At 65.7% G+C, this 17340-nt stretch carries 16 protein-coding genes; 8 read left to right on the top strand and 8 right to left on the bottom strand.

Annotated elements, in window-relative coordinates; genetic code table 11:
• Window positions 1-5 precede the first annotated feature (5 nt).
• Window positions 6-329 carry a hypothetical protein gene (locus tag AU185_RS16620; RefSeq protein ID WP_059100990.1) on the bottom strand — a complete coding sequence of 108 codons (324 nt, stop codon included), beginning with the start codon at window positions 327-329 and terminating at the stop codon, window positions 6-8.
• On the bottom strand, window positions 326-1624 hold the full coding sequence (locus AU185_RS16615; protein ID WP_059100991.1) for an aromatic ring-hydroxylating oxygenase subunit alpha: 1299 nt from the start codon (window positions 1622-1624) through the stop codon (window positions 326-328). Before AU185_RS16615 ends, AU185_RS16620 begins: the two co-directional genes overlap by 4 nt.
• Before the next feature lie 130 nt (window positions 1625-1754).
• On the opposite strand from AU185_RS16615, the gene AU185_RS16610 reads away from it, so the two are divergent.
• The 3 genes from AU185_RS16610 to AU185_RS16600 all read left to right on the top strand — a co-directional run bounded on the left by AU185_RS16610 (window position 1755) and on the right by AU185_RS16600 (window position 3951).
• Entirely contained in the window at window positions 1755-2672 is a 918-nt protein-coding gene (locus tag AU185_RS16610) for a LysR family transcriptional regulator (protein WP_059100992.1), read from the top strand.
• 162 nt (window positions 2673-2834) lie between these two features.
• Complete coding sequence (locus tag AU185_RS16605; protein WP_156425554.1) at window positions 2835-3005, top strand: hypothetical protein; 171 nt, start codon at window positions 2835-2837, stop codon at window positions 3003-3005.
• 148 nt (window positions 3006-3153) lie between these two features.
• On the top strand, window positions 3154-3951 hold the full coding sequence (locus AU185_RS16600) for a SigB/SigF/SigG family RNA polymerase sigma factor (protein ID WP_059101146.1): 798 nt from the start codon (window positions 3154-3156) through the stop codon (window positions 3949-3951).
• An 18-nt stretch (window positions 3952-3969) separates the two neighbouring features.
• Here AU185_RS16600 and AU185_RS16595 read toward each other — a convergent pair whose 3' ends face one another.
• Window positions 3970-4332 (bottom strand): Zn-ribbon domain-containing OB-fold protein, encoded by a 363-nt coding sequence (locus AU185_RS16595; RefSeq protein WP_059100994.1) that lies wholly within the window; start codon window positions 4330-4332, stop codon window positions 3970-3972.
• An 88-nt stretch (window positions 4333-4420) separates the two neighbouring features.
• On the opposite strand from AU185_RS16595, the gene AU185_RS16590 reads away from it, so the two are divergent.
• Window positions 4421-5614 (top strand): thiolase family protein, encoded by a 1194-nt coding sequence (locus AU185_RS16590; RefSeq protein WP_059100995.1) that lies wholly within the window; start codon window positions 4421-4423, stop codon window positions 5612-5614.
• A 10-nt stretch (window positions 5615-5624) separates the two neighbouring features.
• Here AU185_RS16590 and AU185_RS16585 read toward each other — a convergent pair whose 3' ends face one another.
• The gene (locus AU185_RS16585) at window positions 5625-6497 is read right to left on the bottom strand and encodes an extracellular catalytic domain type 1 short-chain-length polyhydroxyalkanoate depolymerase (protein WP_231740391.1); all 873 of its coding nucleotides are present in this window, start codon (window positions 6495-6497) and stop codon (window positions 5625-5627) included.
• Window positions 6498-6585: 88 nt separating this feature from the next.
• Window positions 6586-7917 (bottom strand): APC family permease, encoded by a 1332-nt coding sequence (locus tag AU185_RS16580; RefSeq protein WP_059101148.1) that lies wholly within the window; start codon window positions 7915-7917, stop codon window positions 6586-6588.
• A gap of 186 nt (window positions 7918-8103) precedes the next feature.
• On the opposite strand from AU185_RS16580, the gene AU185_RS16575 reads away from it, so the two are divergent.
• Window positions 8104-9540: a glycoside hydrolase family 183 protein gene (locus tag AU185_RS16575; RefSeq protein WP_156425553.1), complete on the top strand. Its 1437-nt coding sequence runs from the start codon at window positions 8104-8106 to the stop codon at window positions 9538-9540.
• Between the two features lie 508 nt (window positions 9541-10048).
• Window positions 10049-11635 carry a hypothetical protein gene (locus AU185_RS25195; RefSeq protein WP_156425552.1) on the top strand — a complete coding sequence of 529 codons (1587 nt, stop codon included), beginning with the start codon at window positions 10049-10051 and terminating at the stop codon, window positions 11633-11635.
• 125 nt (window positions 11636-11760) lie between these two features.
• On the opposite strand, the gene AU185_RS16565 is transcribed toward AU185_RS25195, so the two are convergent.
• Window positions 11761-13521 carry an N-acyl-D-amino-acid deacylase family protein gene (locus tag AU185_RS16565; RefSeq protein ID WP_059100997.1) on the bottom strand — a complete coding sequence of 587 codons (1761 nt, stop codon included), beginning with the start codon at window positions 13519-13521 and terminating at the stop codon, window positions 11761-11763.
• A gap of 90 nt (window positions 13522-13611) precedes the next feature.
• Between AU185_RS16565 and AU185_RS16560 the strand changes: the two genes are divergently transcribed.
• A complete protein-coding gene (locus AU185_RS16560; protein WP_059100998.1) occupies window positions 13612-14946 on the top strand; it encodes an aromatic ring-hydroxylating oxygenase subunit alpha in 1335 nt (444 codons plus the stop codon).
• Entirely contained in the window at window positions 14918-15553 is a 636-nt protein-coding gene (locus AU185_RS16555) for a TetR/AcrR family transcriptional regulator (RefSeq protein WP_059100999.1), read from the top strand. The genes AU185_RS16560 and AU185_RS16555 overlap by 29 nt, the downstream gene beginning before the upstream one ends.
• Window positions 15554-15678: 125 nt before the next feature.
• On the opposite strand, the gene AU185_RS16550 is transcribed toward AU185_RS16555, so the two are convergent.
• Window positions 15679-16101, bottom strand: a complete 423-nt coding sequence (locus tag AU185_RS16550) for a Zn-ribbon domain-containing OB-fold protein (protein ID WP_059101000.1) — start codon at window positions 16099-16101, stop codon at window positions 15679-15681.
• A 5-nt stretch (window positions 16102-16106) separates the two neighbouring features.
• Window positions 16107-17327 (bottom strand): thiolase family protein, encoded by a 1221-nt coding sequence (locus AU185_RS16545; protein WP_059101001.1) that lies wholly within the window; start codon window positions 17325-17327, stop codon window positions 16107-16109.
• Window positions 17328-17340: the final 13 nt, after the last annotated feature.

The following is a 17340-nucleotide window of genomic DNA, read 5'->3' as shown; positions in this document are numbered from 1 at the left end:
GCGGCTCAGCTTACTCTCGTCAGAATTGTGTGGGCCGAATGTTTGACTCGCGGTTGGTTCCACAGCTCGACCGCAAGCGAGACGGTGATCAGCGAATAGAGCAGGTTGCGCAGGTTCGCGACGTCCTCGGGTAGCGGCTCGGAGTAGTCGAACTTGTCGATGTAGGCCAGTGCTTCCTCGCCGTACGGAAAGATCTCGTCATAGAAGGCGCGGATCTGTTCCATGGAACTGTTGACGCGCTTCACATAGCGCTCATGACCGTCCTCGATTGCCCATTCGGGCACCAGGTGTTCGAGATGCGAAAACTCCGGTGGCAGAACTGCGTTCATCGCTGTACCGCCACCTTTTCGCTGACACGCTTCTCGCCGTCCTCTACGTAGTCGGCAACCACCTTGTGCAGATGGCGCAGCAGGATCTCCTCGTCATTCATCGTGAAGTGGGTGAGCACACCGCTGTTCAACATGGCCTGCAGGCCTTCGGACGGGCTGGCGTCTTCGAGGATGATGTCGTTGAGGAAGGTGACGGTCAGCTCCTGGCCGAGCCGCTCCTTGTGCGTCGTCGGCGGTTGGTAGTACATCTCGGTCTCGAAGATGTGCGAGTGCGGCCCAGTCGGCCAGTGCGTGTGGACCGTGAAGCCGGACGCCCCGAAGATCAGCACGAAATTCGGGAAGAATTGAAACGAATCGAACCCGTATTTCTCCGATCGTGTCGGGTTCAGCCCGGCTGGAAGCGGCCCGCGGTCGGTGCGCTTGTTCCACGGGCCGGCCGCGCTGGCTTCCATCAGACATTCGATCGGCTTGGAGTACGGCGTCTTTCGCGATGGCTCACCGGAGAAGGAGAACATCCGATGCGGCCCCTTGAGCTGGTATGCCAGGGCATCGGTGAACGGGTTCGGCTTGTCGAGCGCCTCCTTGGCCTCCGCGGTGAGGTTGCCGAACGAGGACGCGTGCAGATACGGGCCGTGGTAGCTCTCAGCGAAGCCGTCGACGAAAATCTTCCAGTTGCACTGCAATTCGACCTTGAACTTGTAGACCTGGTGAGGTCCGGCGAACGGATACCCCTCGATTCCGTGCGCCAGCTCACCGAGGAACGAGCGAAGCGGTTCGGTGTTGTCTGGATTGAGGTTGACGAAGATGAAGCCCTCCCATACCTCGCACTGGATGGCGGGCACGCGGCAACTGTCGGTGTCGAAGTCGAGCAGCAGGTCCTTGCGGGTCGCCGAGTGTAGCGAGCCGTCCAACTTGTAGCGCCAGCCGTGGAAGCGGCAGTACAGCAGCGGCGCGCGGCCCTCGACCTCCTCGAAGGGGTCGTCCTCCCACAACATCTTGTTGCCCCGGTGTGGACAGATGTTGTGGAACGCCCTGATCACGTCATCCTTGCCCCGCACGACGATCACCGAAGTGTTCAGGAACGTCAGCTCGCGGGTGAAGTAGCTGCCGGACTTGGGCACCCGCTCCACCCGCCCGACGTAGAGCCACGTCTTTCGAAAGACGTGCTCGCGTTCCTTCTCGTAGAAGGCCTCCGAAACGCAGTCCTCGAGCGACACCGGGCCGCGACCGAGTTCGGGGTGGGCGTCGGTCCAGTGCCCGCTCGCGGGCTTCGTCACCAGGCTGTCGTGGCTCACGGGCTCTCCTCCGTCGGGCTGAAGACGGTAGGCCGAAGGTACCGCCGCCGAAATGGCCGAAACAGACCCGGCCATGCAACACCCTGTTGCATATTTGGAACAGCGGCGATCGAGAGGATGCGTAAACGCAGTGGAGCAGAACCTGCCGTTCGACGTGGACGCGCTGCTGATCTTCGGCAAGGTCGTGGAGAACCGAAGCCTATCGAAGGCCGCGGCACTGCTCGGTATGCCGAAGTCGACGGTCAGCCGCAAGCTGGCCAAGTTGGAGTCCGACCTCGGCATCAAGTTGCTGCGCAAGAACACCCACCAGCTCACCGTCACCGATCTCGGCGAGAAGGTGTACGGCCACGCGGTCAACATCCTGGCCGAGGCCAACGGTGTCCGCGCGCTCGTGGAGGGCAGCCGACAGGAACCCCGCGGGGAGTTGCGGGTGGCGATCCCGGTCTTCGTCGGCATCGATTACGCGTCGCGGGTCGGTGCGGCGTTTCTGCGGCACTATCCGAACTCGCGGTTGGACATCCGGTTGGTCGACAGCATGGTCGACCCGATCCGGGACGGGTTCGACGTGGTGTTCAGCACCGGCCCGCTGCAGGACTCCACGCTGATCGCCCGCAAGGTGTTCAGCCTCGAGCTGTTCCTCTGCGCTTCACCGCAATTCGTCGCAGGCCTATCCGTGCCGATCACCGATCCGGCGCAGTTGAACGCCCTTCCGTTCATCGACTTCGGATTCGGCGGGCCTCGCCGGCTTGCGGTCACCGGCCAGCATGGGCGATGCGAACTGACACCACCAGTCCGCGCGCGTGCAAACAACTTTCAAGTGTGCAAGCAGTACATCTTGCAGGGGCTCGGCGTCGGTGCGATGCCCACCCAGATCATCTGCACCAACGAGTTGCGCGACGGCAGCATCGTGCCGGTGCTGTCCGACTGGCACCTCGATCCGCTCGACGTGCACATGATCTACCCCTTCGAGTTGTCTTTTTCGACGCTCATCAGCGCGTTCTACGAGACCGCCTGCGAGATCATCGTCGAGAACATCGCGCGAGCGTGACGTCACCGCCCGCAAGCATTTCCTTGGAGAGCGAACAGCAGCAGGCGACGGCCGCCGGGCGCGAGGTCCGGCACGTAGCTTGCCCGCCGTGCCGGTGACGGCCGAGAGCGCGATTCGACGATCGGCGTTGCTAAACGGCCGTCGGTGGGTATGCCTGGGGCCATGGATGCCGACACGTTGATCGCGATGGCTGGGCTGACGGCCCTGGGTGCCGCGGTATTGACGGGCGCGATCTGGGACAGCCCGCTGGTCAGCGCGCCCGCGCGGCTGGGACGGCAACAGCGCCCGTACGGCCGGCACGCGATGCCTGTCCCGGCAACGAGCAAGCGGTGAGACTCGCAGTTTGACGGCGCGCGGACCTGTCGAGGTCGCGTCGGCGATGTTTCGCCACACCGTCCGAACGGGTAAACCGCTTCAACCGCAGGTTCAGATCCGAGTCCTGTGACCAGTACGAAAAGGTCGCAAGTAAGGAGCCTGCGTGGTGTCAGAGCCGAGATCCGAATACGCGGACGTGACGGGCATGTTCCACCGCCTCAAGGCGCTCGACGAGGAATCCGTCGCCTACCGGCGTCAACGAGAGGCGATTGTCGAACGGACTCTGCCCCTCGCCGACCACGTCGCACGTCGATACCGCAATCGCGGTGAGCCGATCGACGACTTGGTGCAGGCGGCGCGCGTCGGGTTGGTGAACGCGGTCAACCGTTTCGACCCCGAGAACGGCGCCGATTTCCTGTCCTTCGCGATCCCCACGATCATGGGCGAGGTGCGTCGCCACTTCCGTGACTACGGCTGGGCGGTGAAGGTGCCGCGGCGGCTCAAGGATCTGCAGGGTCAACTGGTGAAGGTGCGCGCCGAGCTGTCACAGCAGGTCGGGCGCGCGCCGACCCCGTCAGAAGTTGCCCGGCATCTCGGTATCGAACGCGAAGCGGTGATGGAAGCAACGATCGCCAGCAGCAACTACTCGACCTTGTCGACCGACATCCAGACCTCGGCCGACGACGAGTACCGCTCCGTGGGTGACACCCTGGGCGACATCGATCCCAACATCGACAAGGTGGTCGACCTCGAGACCGTACGACCGCTGATCGCCGCGTTACCCGAGCGCGAGAAGAAGGTGTTGGTGCTGCGGTTCTTCGAAAGCATGACGCAGACCCAGATCGCCGAACGCATGGGCTATTCGCAGATGCATGTCTCGCGACTGCTCGCGCAGGCGCTTCGCCGACTTCGCGAGCAGGTGGGCGAGACCGCGCCGGTGCCTCACCTCAAGCGGGGCGCGTAGGCCGCCGTCACAGCCAACTCACTCCCGCGGAGCGAACACGGGAGCGAAACCTTCGCCGTCAAAGCGGTGTTGGAACCGCATCTCGACCGGCAGGCCGACGCGGACCGAATCCGGTTCGCAGTCCACGATGTTCGTCGCGATACGCAGATCAGGCTGCTCGTCGAGTTCCACGATCGCGATGACATAGGGCACGGGGATGGCGGGATTGAACGGCTGGTGGTTGACGGTATAGGTGAACACCGTGCCGCGGCCCGACACCGGACACGAGACGAGCTCCGCCCCGCAGTCGGGGCAGTCTGCGGCCGGCGGCGACACCCACCGCTCGCAGGGCTCGCATCGAGTGATCAGCAGTTGCCCACCGGGACGCGCCTCATCAGGCATGGTTGAAAAGTACAGTCTGCACTGATTGGTGTCACAGACAGATTTCCGCGCCGCGGAAGTCCAAGCGAGACGACGGGGCGGTGGCGGGTTGAGCAGCTTCGAGAAAGACGCGATTTTCAGCGGCCTCGGCATCTCCCGGATCGGAAGGCGCACCGGGATCCCCGGTTTGGATCTGACGATGGAGGCGGTCCGGGCCGCCATCGCCGATGCCGGCCTGACCGCCGACGATATCGACGGAGTCGTCACATTCGGCGACACACCGGTGGCCGACGTCGTTGCGGCGCTTGGCAATCGGGCCGCCGATCAAGGCTATGGGTTTGCCACCGGTGGTGTGCTCACTCCGGTGATGTCGGCGATGTTGGCGGTATCCGAGCGGCGCGCCCGGCATGTGCTGGTCTACCGGACCGTGCATATGCTCGGCGGGACGATGACGCAACCTTCGCCGACTTCCGAGCCCAATCCACTGGCCAACCCGCCCGTCGAGCCACGCAGAGCCGGCGCGCGGCGAAAACTCGGGCCGTTCGACGACATCGATGAGTTGCTGGCCGCGCACGCCTACTCGGCGGCGAACTGGCTGGCACTGCACTGCAGGCGGCACATGGAGCTGTATGGGACGACTAAGGAACAGCTGGGCTGGCTGGCGATCAACAGTAGACGCAATGCCGGGCTCAATCCGCTTGCCGTTTACCGAGATCCGATGACGATGGATGACTATCTGGCGTCGCGGTCGGTGTCCACTCCGTTCGGGCTGTTCGACTGCGACGTGCCGGTCGACGGATCGATCGCGTTCGTGATCTCCCATGCCGACTTCGCGCGGGACTGCCCAAACCCTGCAGTGGGCGTGCAAGCGGTTGGCGGAGCTTATGGTTCAGGTGGCTGGTTTCACCGCGACGACTTTCCGAAGATGGCGTCCGCCGAAGCCGCGGACGAGATGTGGTCACGCACCGACTTGACACCGTCCGACGTCGACGTGGCCGAGCTCTACGACGGATTCACTTTTCTCACGTTCGCTTGGCTGGAAGCGCTACGGCTGTGCGGGGAGGGCGAGGCGGGCCCGTTCGTCGAAGGGGCGTCCCGGATCGCGCTCGACGGGACACTGCCCCTCAACACCTACGGAGGTCAACTGTCAGCGGGCCGCATGCACGGTTACTGGCTGCTGCACGAGGCGTGTCTGCAGCTTCGCGGGCAGGCCGGTGAGCGGCAACTGGCGCGCCGTCCCGAGGTTGCCGTCGCCGCGGCCGGCGGTGGACCGATCGCCGGCTGTCTGCTGCTGACCTGCTGAAGGCGTTCGTTCACCTGCCGTGGGAGGCGAAGAACTGGCCGGTGGACTGCGACGCGTCGAACGGGGCGAATGGACCACCCGGCCAGACGTGGGCACCTCCGTCGATCTGCACGAACACCACCTCGGCTCCACCCGCGCAACCGGCGGCCGTGAACCGGTGAACGTTTCCCTGTACTTCGTCGACCGGCGGTGGGCAACCGTTCACCTCGCGCCACCGCTGCGCCATCGCCGGCGCCGCGACGATCTCGCTGGGTCCCCCACGGCCGACCATCGGTCCACCCCCGAACGGCACGACGGGGTCCGCCGTTCCGTGCACCGCCAGCACGGAAACCGGTTGCGACGGCGCGCACGGGAATCCCGCTGCCAACGTGCCTGCGACGGGTGCCACGGCGGCGAAGACGTCGGCGCGTTCGCACGCCAGCCGCGAAGCCATGAAGGCGCCCGCCGACGTCCCGGTGGCGAACACGCGGCCGGGTTCGACGCCGTACTCCTGACGGAGTCGATCTACAAGCGCGACAAGGAAACCCACGTCGTCGACGCCTTGTCGGTCGGGAATGGAGGCGCCGCGCCCATCGGCCCAGCTGAGATCGACGCCATCGGGATAGGCCACGACGAAGCCGTACTGATCGGCGATCGCGTTGTAGTTGGTCGCCGCGGCCTGCGCGGGTCCGGTCATCCCGGCGCCGTGCAAGTTGAGCACGAGTCCGGCCGGACGATCGAGCCCGGGCGGGGCGTGCACCTGATACGTGCGGTTCACCCCGCCGATCATCAGCGCGCCCGCGGCGTCGCCCCCGGGGAACGCTGACGCCCGTCCACTGCCATAGCCGAAAAGACAAACCAGAACTGTCAGGACGGCCGTCGTCCGGATGATCAACTCGCCCACCCCTTTGATAGCTGTTGACCGCGAACGTAATGCACCGGTGTAACCCAATGCGCGCGAACGCAGTTCTTCCTTGTCGTCAGCTTCGTCGTCAGCGTCGCGTCGCCGCGCGGGCCGCCAGATGAAGCACCGCGCCCACCGCCACCAGGATCGCGCCGTAGAGCCACACCTTCGCGGTCTGTTGGGTCAGCAGCAGCACGCAGGACGCCACGCCGAGCACCGGCACCGCCGTCCACACCTGAAAGTGCGGATGCTCGACCCGGTCTCGGCGCAGTACCAGCACCGCCACGTTCGTCGAGATGAAAACGACCAACAACAGCAGGACCACCGTCTCGGCGAGCGTGGACAGATCGCCGATCAGGCTGAGCAACATCGCGACCGCGGTCGTCGCCACGATCGCCGTCCACGGGGTGCGCCGGCGCGGCAGCACGCGAGCGAGCACGCTGGGCAGCAGGCCGTGCTCTGCCATGCCGTAGGTGAGCCTGCTCGCCATGATCATCGTGAGCAGCGCGCCGTTGGCTACTGCGACGAGCGCGACCGCGCTGAAGAACCAGTCGGGTACGCCCACGCCCGCCGCCTGCACCACTTCGAGCAACGGTCCCGAGGACTTCGACAGCTCATCGGCTGGCAATGCCGTCGCGCTCGCCAGCCCGACCAGTGCGTAGAGGACGCCGGCGGTGATGAGCGCGCTGAACAGCGCGGCTGGGTACACCTTGCTCGGGTTGCGGATCTCCTCGGCGACGTTGGCCGAGGTCTCGAAGCCGACGAAGGAGTAGTACGCGACGATCGCCGCGCTGAGGATCGCCAGCGCCGGCGTCGCGCCGTCGGGGAACTGGCTGATCCTGCCGACGTCGCCGCGGCCGGCGCCGACCATGACCGAGACCGCGATGACGACGATCAGCAGACCGGTCAACTCGATCACCGTCATGACCACGTTGCTCTTGACCGACTCGCTGATGCCCCGTGCGTTGAGGCAGGCGATCAGCGCAAGAAACGCGATCGCCGCAGGCACGGCCGGAATGTCGACGAACGTCGCGAGGTAGTCACCGGCAAAGGCCAACGCCAAGCCGGCCGCACTGGTCACGCCCGCGGCGAGCATGCAGAACCCCATCAGGAACGACAGCGCGGGTCGACCGAACGCGCGCTCTGCGAACACCGCTGCGCCACCGGCCTTGGGATACTTGGTCACGAGTTCGGCGTAGGAACCGGCCGTGAGCAGCGCGAGCAACAGCGCCACGAGCAGCGGCGCCCACAGCACCCCGCCCACGTCCTCGGCCAACACTCCCATCAGCGCGTAGATGCCGGCACCGAGCACGTCGCCGAGGATGAACAGGAACAGCAGCGGGCCGGTGATGCGCCGTTTGAGCTTGCCTCCGGTCGACTCGTCCGAATCGCTGGTCTGCGCCTTCGCCGCGGAGGTCATGCCGCTTTTGATACCCCGCGCGACCGGTAAGCACACCGCGCGCAGCTGCGTCGAAGCCGCAGGTTGCGACACGGTCACGGATGGATACCCATCCGTGAACGAAGATCACAAGAGTCACTTTATTCACTAACGTCACATCCGCCATCGCAGACGTCTGCCTGACGTCCGCCTTCAGAAAGGTGTGACATGTCGCCGCGTCCGCGAATCGCCTCCATGTCGGTGGCATCGACAGCCGTGATCGGGTTGAGCTTCGTGCTGGGCGTGGCCGCGCCGGCGACGGCCGAACCCTGCACCGGCGCCGCGGCGGCCGCACAACCACCCGCGGCACCGAACACCGAAGCGACGCCTGCGCTGCCGGGCGGGCCACCGGTCGGCCACCGGCCGCGTGGCACCAACGAGGAGGCGCCCTCGCCTCGCCTCGGACGGCTGCCCGCAGAGATCCTCAACTCGCTGTCGCCCCGTTCGGCGACCGTGGAGCAGCAGGCAGACGTGCGGCCGAGCCCGCCCCCGCCGAGCGCCGACCAACCTGCGGCCCAACAGGTTCCGGCCGCCACAGCCCCGACACCGCCCCCACCACCTGCTCCGCCGGGCACGACGCTAGTGGGCTGGGTGACCGGCCCGGAGAGCCCGAACAACACCGTCGGGCGGTTCGCGATCACCGGCACCGACCTCGGGATCATGTGGGACAACGGCGATCCCGGCAATCGCCAGGTGCTGATGGCCTTCGGCGACACCTACGGCTACTGCAGCGTGCGCGGTCAGCAGTGGCGGTACAACACGCTTTTCCGTACCCAGGACGGCGCACTCTCCAAGACGATCGCAATACCCGACGGCGTGCTCGCCAACCGGTACTCCGGTTCGCCGCTGTGGGCGCCGGGTCTCTCCAAGCAGATCATCAACAGCACCAAGTGGGCGGACAGCGAGAAGGGCATCATCCCGACCGCGGGTGTCGCCGTCGGCGGCAAGCAGTACGTGAATTTCATGTCCATCAAGAGCTGGGACAGCGACGGGCGGTGGACGACGAACTTCTCGGCCATCGCGGTCTCTCCAGATAACGGCGAGCGTTGGGGTGTCTACCCCGGCAGCGTGCGCACACCTCGCGAGGGCGGCGTCGAAGGGGCGGCGTATGTCCGCGGTAACGAGAACTTCCAACAGGCCGCGTTTCTTCGACCCGGCCCGGGCGACCCCTACCTCTATATGTTCGGGACACCGGCCGGTCGCGGCGGTGCCGCGTACGTGTCACGCGTTCCGCAGGGGGCGGTACCCGACCCCAATCGATACGAGTACTGGAACGCCGAGCAGAACGCTTGGGTGCCAAGGGATCCCGGTGCGGCCACGTCGGTGATCCCCGGCCCGGTGGGGGAAATGTCCGCCCAGTTCAACAGCTATCTCAAGCAGTACCTGGTGGTGTACTGCAACGGCGCCAACGATGTCGTCGCGCGGACGGCGCCCGCCCCGCAGGGGCCGTGGGGGCCCGAGCAGTTGCTGGTGCGCTCCGCTGAGATTCCCGGCGGAATCTATGCGCCGTTCCTGCATCCGTGGTCGACCGGCAAGGAGCTGTATTACAACCTGTCGTTGTGGTCGGCGTACAACGTGATGTTGATGCGCACCGTCCTGCCGTGACCTTGACCATCGCGGCTCACCTCTGACGACGCCGTCTGGGCACCTGTCGTCTGTCGGCTACGGCGTGCATCCAGACAAGGCGAAAGATCATAGAGCGTTACCGACCACTTTGCTTACCGCGGGTGCCCCAGTGGGACGATTGGACACAGGGCTAAGTCTTTTTCCTGGGTCGGTAACCTACCGCCGAGATGTCGAGCGTCGCCGCAGCAACTCGATGACACACTCGGCAGCAGATCGTGGGCCCGGACGTGGCGAAGGTCACCTGCGCGCGCGAGGACGTAGCTACCTACGACGGGTGACTCTGGTGTAAATTATCGCTCGGTCGCTGCGTGACTTGGCAATTACCGTGCTTCAGCAGCGATATCACTGCGTCTAGGCCTCCGCGCCATCGCTGGATCGGCCCGCAAGTCACATCCTGATTAGTTCAGCGAACCACTTGCGCCTAAGGATAGCCTCAGCTAATCTTCAGCAGCCATCTGGCAAATTCCCAGGCACAACAGGAGACAACGTGCAACTCGCAGTTCATGCCGACTCGCCGGTTTACGATCTCTCGCCTAGTTACTCACCGTCGACTCGTCGCAGCTCGAAGTTGTTGGTTGCTGGCGTCGCGATGGCAAGTGCCGGCGTGATCGCGGTCAGCCCCGTAGCCCCACCGATGCCCAATATTCAGGACATCCAGGAGCGCGTCGCGCAGGCGGCGGTCCAGCTCACGGCGGCCACCAATCCGCTCCTCGTGTGGCAGCAGACCATCGCCAACACGTTCGCAAGCCTGGAGACCCTGGGCGAGGGCTCCACCGAGGCGACGGCCAATCTGGTGGAGGCGCTGAGCACTGGCTATATCTTCCACGAAGTCGCGAACGTCTTGATTCAGAACACCCTGAACCCGCGTCCTCTGCTGGAACAGTTCGTCAATTTCAACTCGAACTTCGGGCCGGTGATCAGTAAGGCCCTCTCGGACACCGTCAACGGACTGGCGACGGCGGCTGAGCAGTTCCCGGGCGTGGTGACCGAGTCACTCACCTACCTGTCGCAGGGCCAGTTCGTTGAGGCGTTCTCCGAGATCAACGGCTGGTTCGTGCTCAGGGTATTGGGCGGGATACGCCCGCTGATTCCGATCTTCTCCATCCCCGGGCAGTTCGTGGATGCCCTCCCAGGCACGGAGAAACTGGACGATCTGCTCAACGTCGTGTCCGAGTTCGGGCTCACCAAGGCCATTTTCGAACCAGTGCTCGGCGGGATCCTCCAATCGGCGGAGCTGCTTGACGCAACGCGGGCCGCGTTGGAAGCGGGGAATTTTGAGGACGCCGCCGCCAACCTGGTGAACCTGCCGGTACTGGCGATCAACGCGCTTGTCAATGGATTCACGCCGGCCACCTCTCCCTCAGAGTGGCAGGGTCTGCTCGACCGTGGTCTTATCTCCTACCTTGCGGTCACGCTGCCCAACCAGATTGCCGAGGCAATCAAGCCCCCTGCTCCGACTGAGTCGACCTTCGGCGTACAAGGCGGCCCGTCCGAGTTCAGCTTCGGCGGTGGTGACGCCTTTGCGATCAACGTCGGCAACGACGTCACCGGCGAAGGTTCCAATGACAGCACCGGCGAAGGAACCGGCACCGGCGAAGGCGAAAGCACCGGCACGGGCGAAGGCGAGGCCACCGGCGAAGGCGAAAGCACCGGCGAAGGTTCCGGCGAAGGCACCGGCACGGGCGAAGGCGAAGGAACCGGCACGGGCACGGGCACGGGCGAGGGCGAGGGCACGGGCAGCGATACCAGCACCGGCTCAAACAGCAACACCGGCACCGGCAGCAACACGTCGGGCATCAGCACGAGCAGGGGCGAGGGCAACGGCACGGGCTCGAACAACAGCACCGGAACGGGCTCGAACAGCAACTCCAACTCGGGCAGCAACACCGGCTCGAACTCGGGTAGCAACACCGGCTCGAACAACGGCACCGGTTCGAACAGCAGCACGGGCTCCGGCTCGGGCACAGGTAGCGGCTCCAACTCCGGCAGCGCGGGCTCCGGCTCGGGCACGGGTAGTGGCTCCGGCTCGGGCGGCGGCTCCGGCTCGGGCGGCGGCTCGGACAGCAGCAGCTAAGTAAGTAGGAAAGTGGCGGCCCCCTCGGCAACGAGGGGGCCGTCGCTCGTACATGGGTGAATCGGGATCAATACAGCTGCATCACTTTTCGCGTCTGCCGAGGCATAGGCGCCACGCGGACCTGCTCAGCGGGCGCCGCGCACCAACCGACCGGGCCGCGCGCCGGTGTCCACGCTGTCGCGACGAGTCACCACGCCACTGACGATCGTCGCGCTGTAGCCGCTGGCGCCCTGGACGAGGCGCTGGCCGCCGGCTGGCAGGTCGTACGCCATTTTTGCCGGATGCAAGGTCAGCGCCGCCATGTCGATGACGTTGATGTCGGCCTTCTTGCCGGTTTGAATGACGCCACGGTCGGTGAGCCCGAACAGTTGGGCGGTGTCGTGGGATTGCTTGCGCACCAAGTACTCCAGCGGCAACTTTTCGCCGCGGTTACGATCGCGCGCCCAGTGTGTAAGCAGGAATGTCGGGTACGACGCGTCGCAGATCATGCCGCAGTGCGCGCCGCCGTCGGACAATCCGACCACGCCGGCCGGATGCAGCAACATCTCCCGGATGGCGTCGTGGTTACCGTAGAAGTAGTTGTAGAACGGCAGCATCAGCATGGCCGTCGCGTTGTCCTCGAGCATCAGGTCATAGAGCGTCGACAACGGGTCTTCCCCACGGTCACTGGCGATCTTCTCGACGGTGCGTTCGACGGTCGGCTCGTAGTCAGGCGGGTCGCCCAGCGCATAGATACGCCCGAGCGAGTACTGCACGAGCGCGAACATGTTGTCGAACAACACATTCGGGTCGGGTGGCAAGTCCTCTTCGGCCAGAATCGCGGACTTGACCGCCGGATCGGCTAGGCGCTGCGCCAACTCCTCCCGGCTGTGTTCGGCCTTCAGCCGGCGGAAGGTCGGCCGGTGGGTGAACGCGTGATGTCCCGGGAAGCCGAACAGCATCCCGAATGGGCGCGCCGCGATCTGCGGGTACAGCTGGCTGCCCGCCGCATGCGCTTCGGCCGAGATGTCCAATTGCTCGCGCCACAGATCGGGCGCCGCGTCGACCTGGATCATCCCGAACGAGATTGGTCGGTCGATCTCCGCGGCGAGGCGCTTCATCCACTCCAATTCCTTCTTCGGCGCGATGATGTCCTCACCCGCGACGCCTTGCGGCGCCAACTCGAAGACCGCCCGCCCGCCTGCGGCCATGGCGCGACCGAGTCCGAACAGCTCGTCCTCGGCGGCGAAGGTTCCCGGCACCGGCTCGCCGTCGATGGCGCGGTGGCCCAGGGTCCGCGACGTCGAGAACCCCAGCGCGCCCGCCTCGATGCCTTCCTGCACCAGGCGAGCCATGGCCGCGATGTCGTCGGGTGTGGCGGGCTCGTTGCGGGCACCGCGCTCGCCCATTGCATACGCCCGAACCGCGCCGTGGGCGATCTGACTACCGACGTCGATCGCGAATTCCTGCTTTCCGACGACGTCGAGGTATTCGGGATAGCTCTCCCATCCCCACGAGATGCCCTCGGTGAGCGCGGTGCCGGGAATGTCCTCGACACCCTCCATCAAGCCGATCAGCCACTCTTCCTTGCCCGGCCGCACCGGGGCGAACCCGACACCGCAGTTGCCGGTGACGACGGTGGTCACTCCGTGTCCGCTGGAGGGCTCGAGCGCGCTGTCCCAACTGACCTGACCGTCGTAGTGCGTATGGATGTCGACGAAGCCGGGCGCGACGATCTTCCCGGTCGCGTCGATGGTCTCGGCGGCCGGGCCGTTCAGCGGCGGATCGCCCGGGCCGCGGCGACGGAGCTCGACGATCTTGCCGTCCTTGACGGCAACGTCGGCGTCGAACCGCGGCTCGCCCGTACCGTCGACGACGGTTCCTCCGGTGATCTTGAGGTCGTACACGATTGCTCCTCCGAATGCGGGTGCGGGCCGTTAGGATTCGCACTGTAACACCGTTACAGAGCGGTGGCGCCGACTTGGAGGGAACATTTCGTGACGCACACGCAGAGCGTCCGGCGCGAGGATGCGATCGGCACGCCGCCGGCGCGGCCGACCCTCGTGCCCGCGGAGCGGTACTACTCGCCGGCGTTCGCTCAACTCGAGGCCGAACGGATGTGGCCGCGGGTCTGGCAGGTTGCCTGCACCGTCGACCATGTGGCCGAGCCCGGCGACTACTTCGAATACCGGTGCGGGCGCTACTCGGTGCTCGTCGTGCGCGGCGACGACGGAACGTTGCGCGCCTTCCAGAACGTGTGTCGCCACCGTGGCAACTCAGTGTGCTCGGGCTCCGGTGCGGGCTTGCGCGAACTGCGGTGCCGATACCACGGATGGACCTGGGATCTCGACGGTGCGCTGCGGCGGGTGCCGAACCGCAAAGGCTTCGGCGCGCTGCGCATGGCTGACTTCCCGCTGGTGCGCGCCGCTGTCGACACCTGGGAGCGGCTGGTCTTCGTCAACCTCGACGTCGATGCGATGCCGCTGCTCGACTATCTGGAAGCGATACCGCGTGACGTCGAGTGGTGCGGGCTCGGCGACTTTCGTTGCTACGCCACCATGACGGTCGAGGTCGACGCGAACTGGAAGACGATCGCCGACGGATACAGCGAGACCTACCACATTCAGACCCTTCATCCGGAATTGCACCGGTGCATGGACGATGTGTTTGCGCCGCAGACGATTTGGGGGCACACCGGCAAATCGGAACAGCTCTACGGCGTCCCGAGCCCGCAGCTCAACGAGCGACTGACCGACAGCGACGTGTGGGACGCCTACGTCAGTACCCAGGGTGCGCTGATGGGCGTCGAAGAGGGCACCCCGCTGCCCGATGAGCACGAACCCGGCGCGTCGGTGGCCGATGTCATCGCCGCACGAACCCGCGCGTTCGCCGCCTCACGCGGCGTCGATCTCAGCTGGGCCGACACCGACCAGCTGATGCGGCTGCACCAGTACAACGTGTTCCCGAACATGACGCTGCTGATGAACGCCGACCATCTGACCGTGATGACGTCGCATCCCGGACCCGACCCCGACCACGGCGAGCTGGTCATGCTGTTGTGGATGCGGATGCCGCCGGGCGCCTCACGCGCCAAACCCGTCGACGTGCGCATGACCGCGGCCGAGGCGCACCCGGGCCTCGTTCTCACCCAGGACATCTCGGTGCTGGCCGGACTGCAGCGGGGTCTGCACCAGCCCGGCTTCACCCACCTGACACTGTCCAGCGAGGAGCGTCGGGTGATCAACATGCACCGCAACCTGGAGCGCTACCTCGACCTGCCGCAGTCCGACCGGATGACCGGGGGTGAACCCGTTGACCCGCCCGACCGGTAAGGAAGCGATCAGCGCGGCGGTGGTCCTCGACACGGCGGCGCGGATGCTCGAAACGGACGGCGTGCAGGCCTTCTCGATGCGTGGCTTGGCCGACGCGCTCGGCGTGGCGGTGACGTCGATCTACTGGCATGTCGGAGGACGGGACAAGCTGTTCGACAGCCTGGTGGACCGGCTGGTCGACGAGATGGCGCATCTCCCGGCCGAGGGCGACACCGCCGTCGATCGCATCGCCTCGCTTGCGCACGCTCAGCGGCGCGTGCTCATCGACCGGCAACACCTGCTTGCAATCGCACACGAGCGCGACAAGACGCCGCGATTGTTCCTGCCGGTTCAGCAGGCGTTGGCGACGCAGCTCGCCGAGCTGGGCGTCACGGGAACCGACGCCGCGCTGGTGCTGCGATCGGTGGAGGTGCACGTCATATCGTCTGCGGTGATGCAGTTCTCAGCCGTGCGCGGGGAGAAGCACGACGAAGAGGATCCGTCGCTGTGGACCGACGAATGGCCCGACCGGGCGTTGGTCGAGGCACTGCAGTCGCCGACCGACTACGACGCCGTGTTCGCCTACGCGTTGGATGCGCTGCTGGCGCCGCTGCGACGGACGAACTAGTCGTATTACCTGGCAATGCTATCGACGAGATTGCACTCAGGGCTGCGATGACCACCCCACGACCCTCGGTGCAATCTCGACCGTAGGAGCTGCCGCACACTTGGCGCAGCTCTCCTCTGAACGCATCAGCGCGGCGGCTCGGCAGGCTCGTAGCGCAGCATCGTGACGTCGTGTTCCGGGTAGTCGCAGAACACCGGCCGTACCCGCATGCCGATCTTCAGGTCCGCGGGGTCGACGTTGACAAGCTCGGTCGAAAAGCGTGGTCCTTCATCCCATTCGACGATCGCGAGCAGTTGCGGTACCGCGTCGGCGAAATGCGGCCCGACCGGGCGGCGCGCCACCGTGTAGGTGTAGAGCGTGCCCGTGCCGGAGATCTCGCGCCACTCGAGGTCATCGGCGAGCGTGCGCGGCGCCCGCACCCGTGGATAGAAGACGTAGGCATCCGCTGACGGCGAGTACTGGATCACGATGTGATGCCGCCTCAGCGCGTCCCAAAACGGCGCAGTCGTCGGCGTTTTGACCGGCATCGGTCTTTCGAAGGTGGTCATGGCTATCAATCTCCTTCGAGGATCAGCGCGGTCTGTTCGGACAGGATTCCGCCGTTGCCCGTCACGAACGCGCGGTTGCAGTCGGCGACTTGCGCGGCGGCGGCTCGGCCCATGATCTGCCGGGTGGCGTCGCAGACATGGTGCATGCCACCCGCCAATCCCGCCTGGCCGAAGCCGAGTTGGCCGCCGGCGGTGTTGAGCGGGAAATCGCCGCGGAACGTCAGGTCGTGGTCGGCGACGAACTGCATGCCCTTGCCCTTGTCACAGAAGCCGGCATCCTCCAGCGACAGCAGCACCGTGATCGTGTAGCAGTCGTAGATCGACACCATGTCCATGTCGTCGCGGGTGAGTCCGGTCATCGCGAAGGCGGTTTCAGCGGCTTCGACGATCGGCGTATGCAGCAGATCAGCGGCGTACGTCGGGGTCTTGAACGGCACGTGCTCGCCGAAGCCCTTGACCCACACCGGCCGGTTGCAGGCCCGCTTGGCGACGTCGGCGTTGGCGATCACCACCGCGGCGCCGCCGACGCATGGCATGACGATCTCGAGCATGTGCAGCGGGTCGGCGATCACCGGGCTGGCGAGCACGTCATCGACGGTGAGCGGCTTGTCCTTCCAGATCGCTCCGTCGGTGTGGTTGGCATTGACCCGCTGGTCCACCACGATCTTGGCCATCGCCCGCTCGTCGTAGCCGTACACCGCGCCGTAGCGGGTGGCGACCTGGCCGTATGGACCGTTCTGTCCCAGATTGCCGTACGGGATCTCGAATTCGGCCTGTGGGGAACCGTACTGATTGCTCGACGACCCGAAGAACACGGCGTCCACCAACGGTTTCGGCTTCTTGTCCGACGTCGGCGTGATGTAGCGGGCAGGCAGCGCACACAGCACCACGTCACAAATGCCGAGTTCGACGGCAGCGGCCGCCCGCCACACCATGGCTGCGGCGCTGGCCCCGCCGAGGTCCACGAGCTCGGCGAAGTTGGCTCCCACCCCGAGGTATTCGGCGATGGTCGAAGGCACGAAGATCTCTGACTCGGCCAGGTGCGAGGTGACGATGCCGTTGACGAGTTCACCCGACAGGCCGGCGTCGGCCAGTGCCGCGGCACCGAGTTCGGCCCACTGCTCGAGGGTGAACGGCGCGGGTCTACCGCTTGCCGCGGCCTGGTTCATCCGCTCCGGCGATAGTTCGACGTATCCGACGATCGCTGCTTCGCCGCGTAATCCCATGTGCTGTCCTTCG

It is taken from the genome of Mycobacterium sp. GA-0227b, assembly GCF_001499855.1.
Classification (GTDB): Bacteria; Actinomycetota; Actinomycetes; order Mycobacteriales; family Mycobacteriaceae; genus Mycobacterium.
Note: the sequence above shows the minus strand (reverse complement) of the source record. Positions and strands in the feature narration are given on the sequence as shown.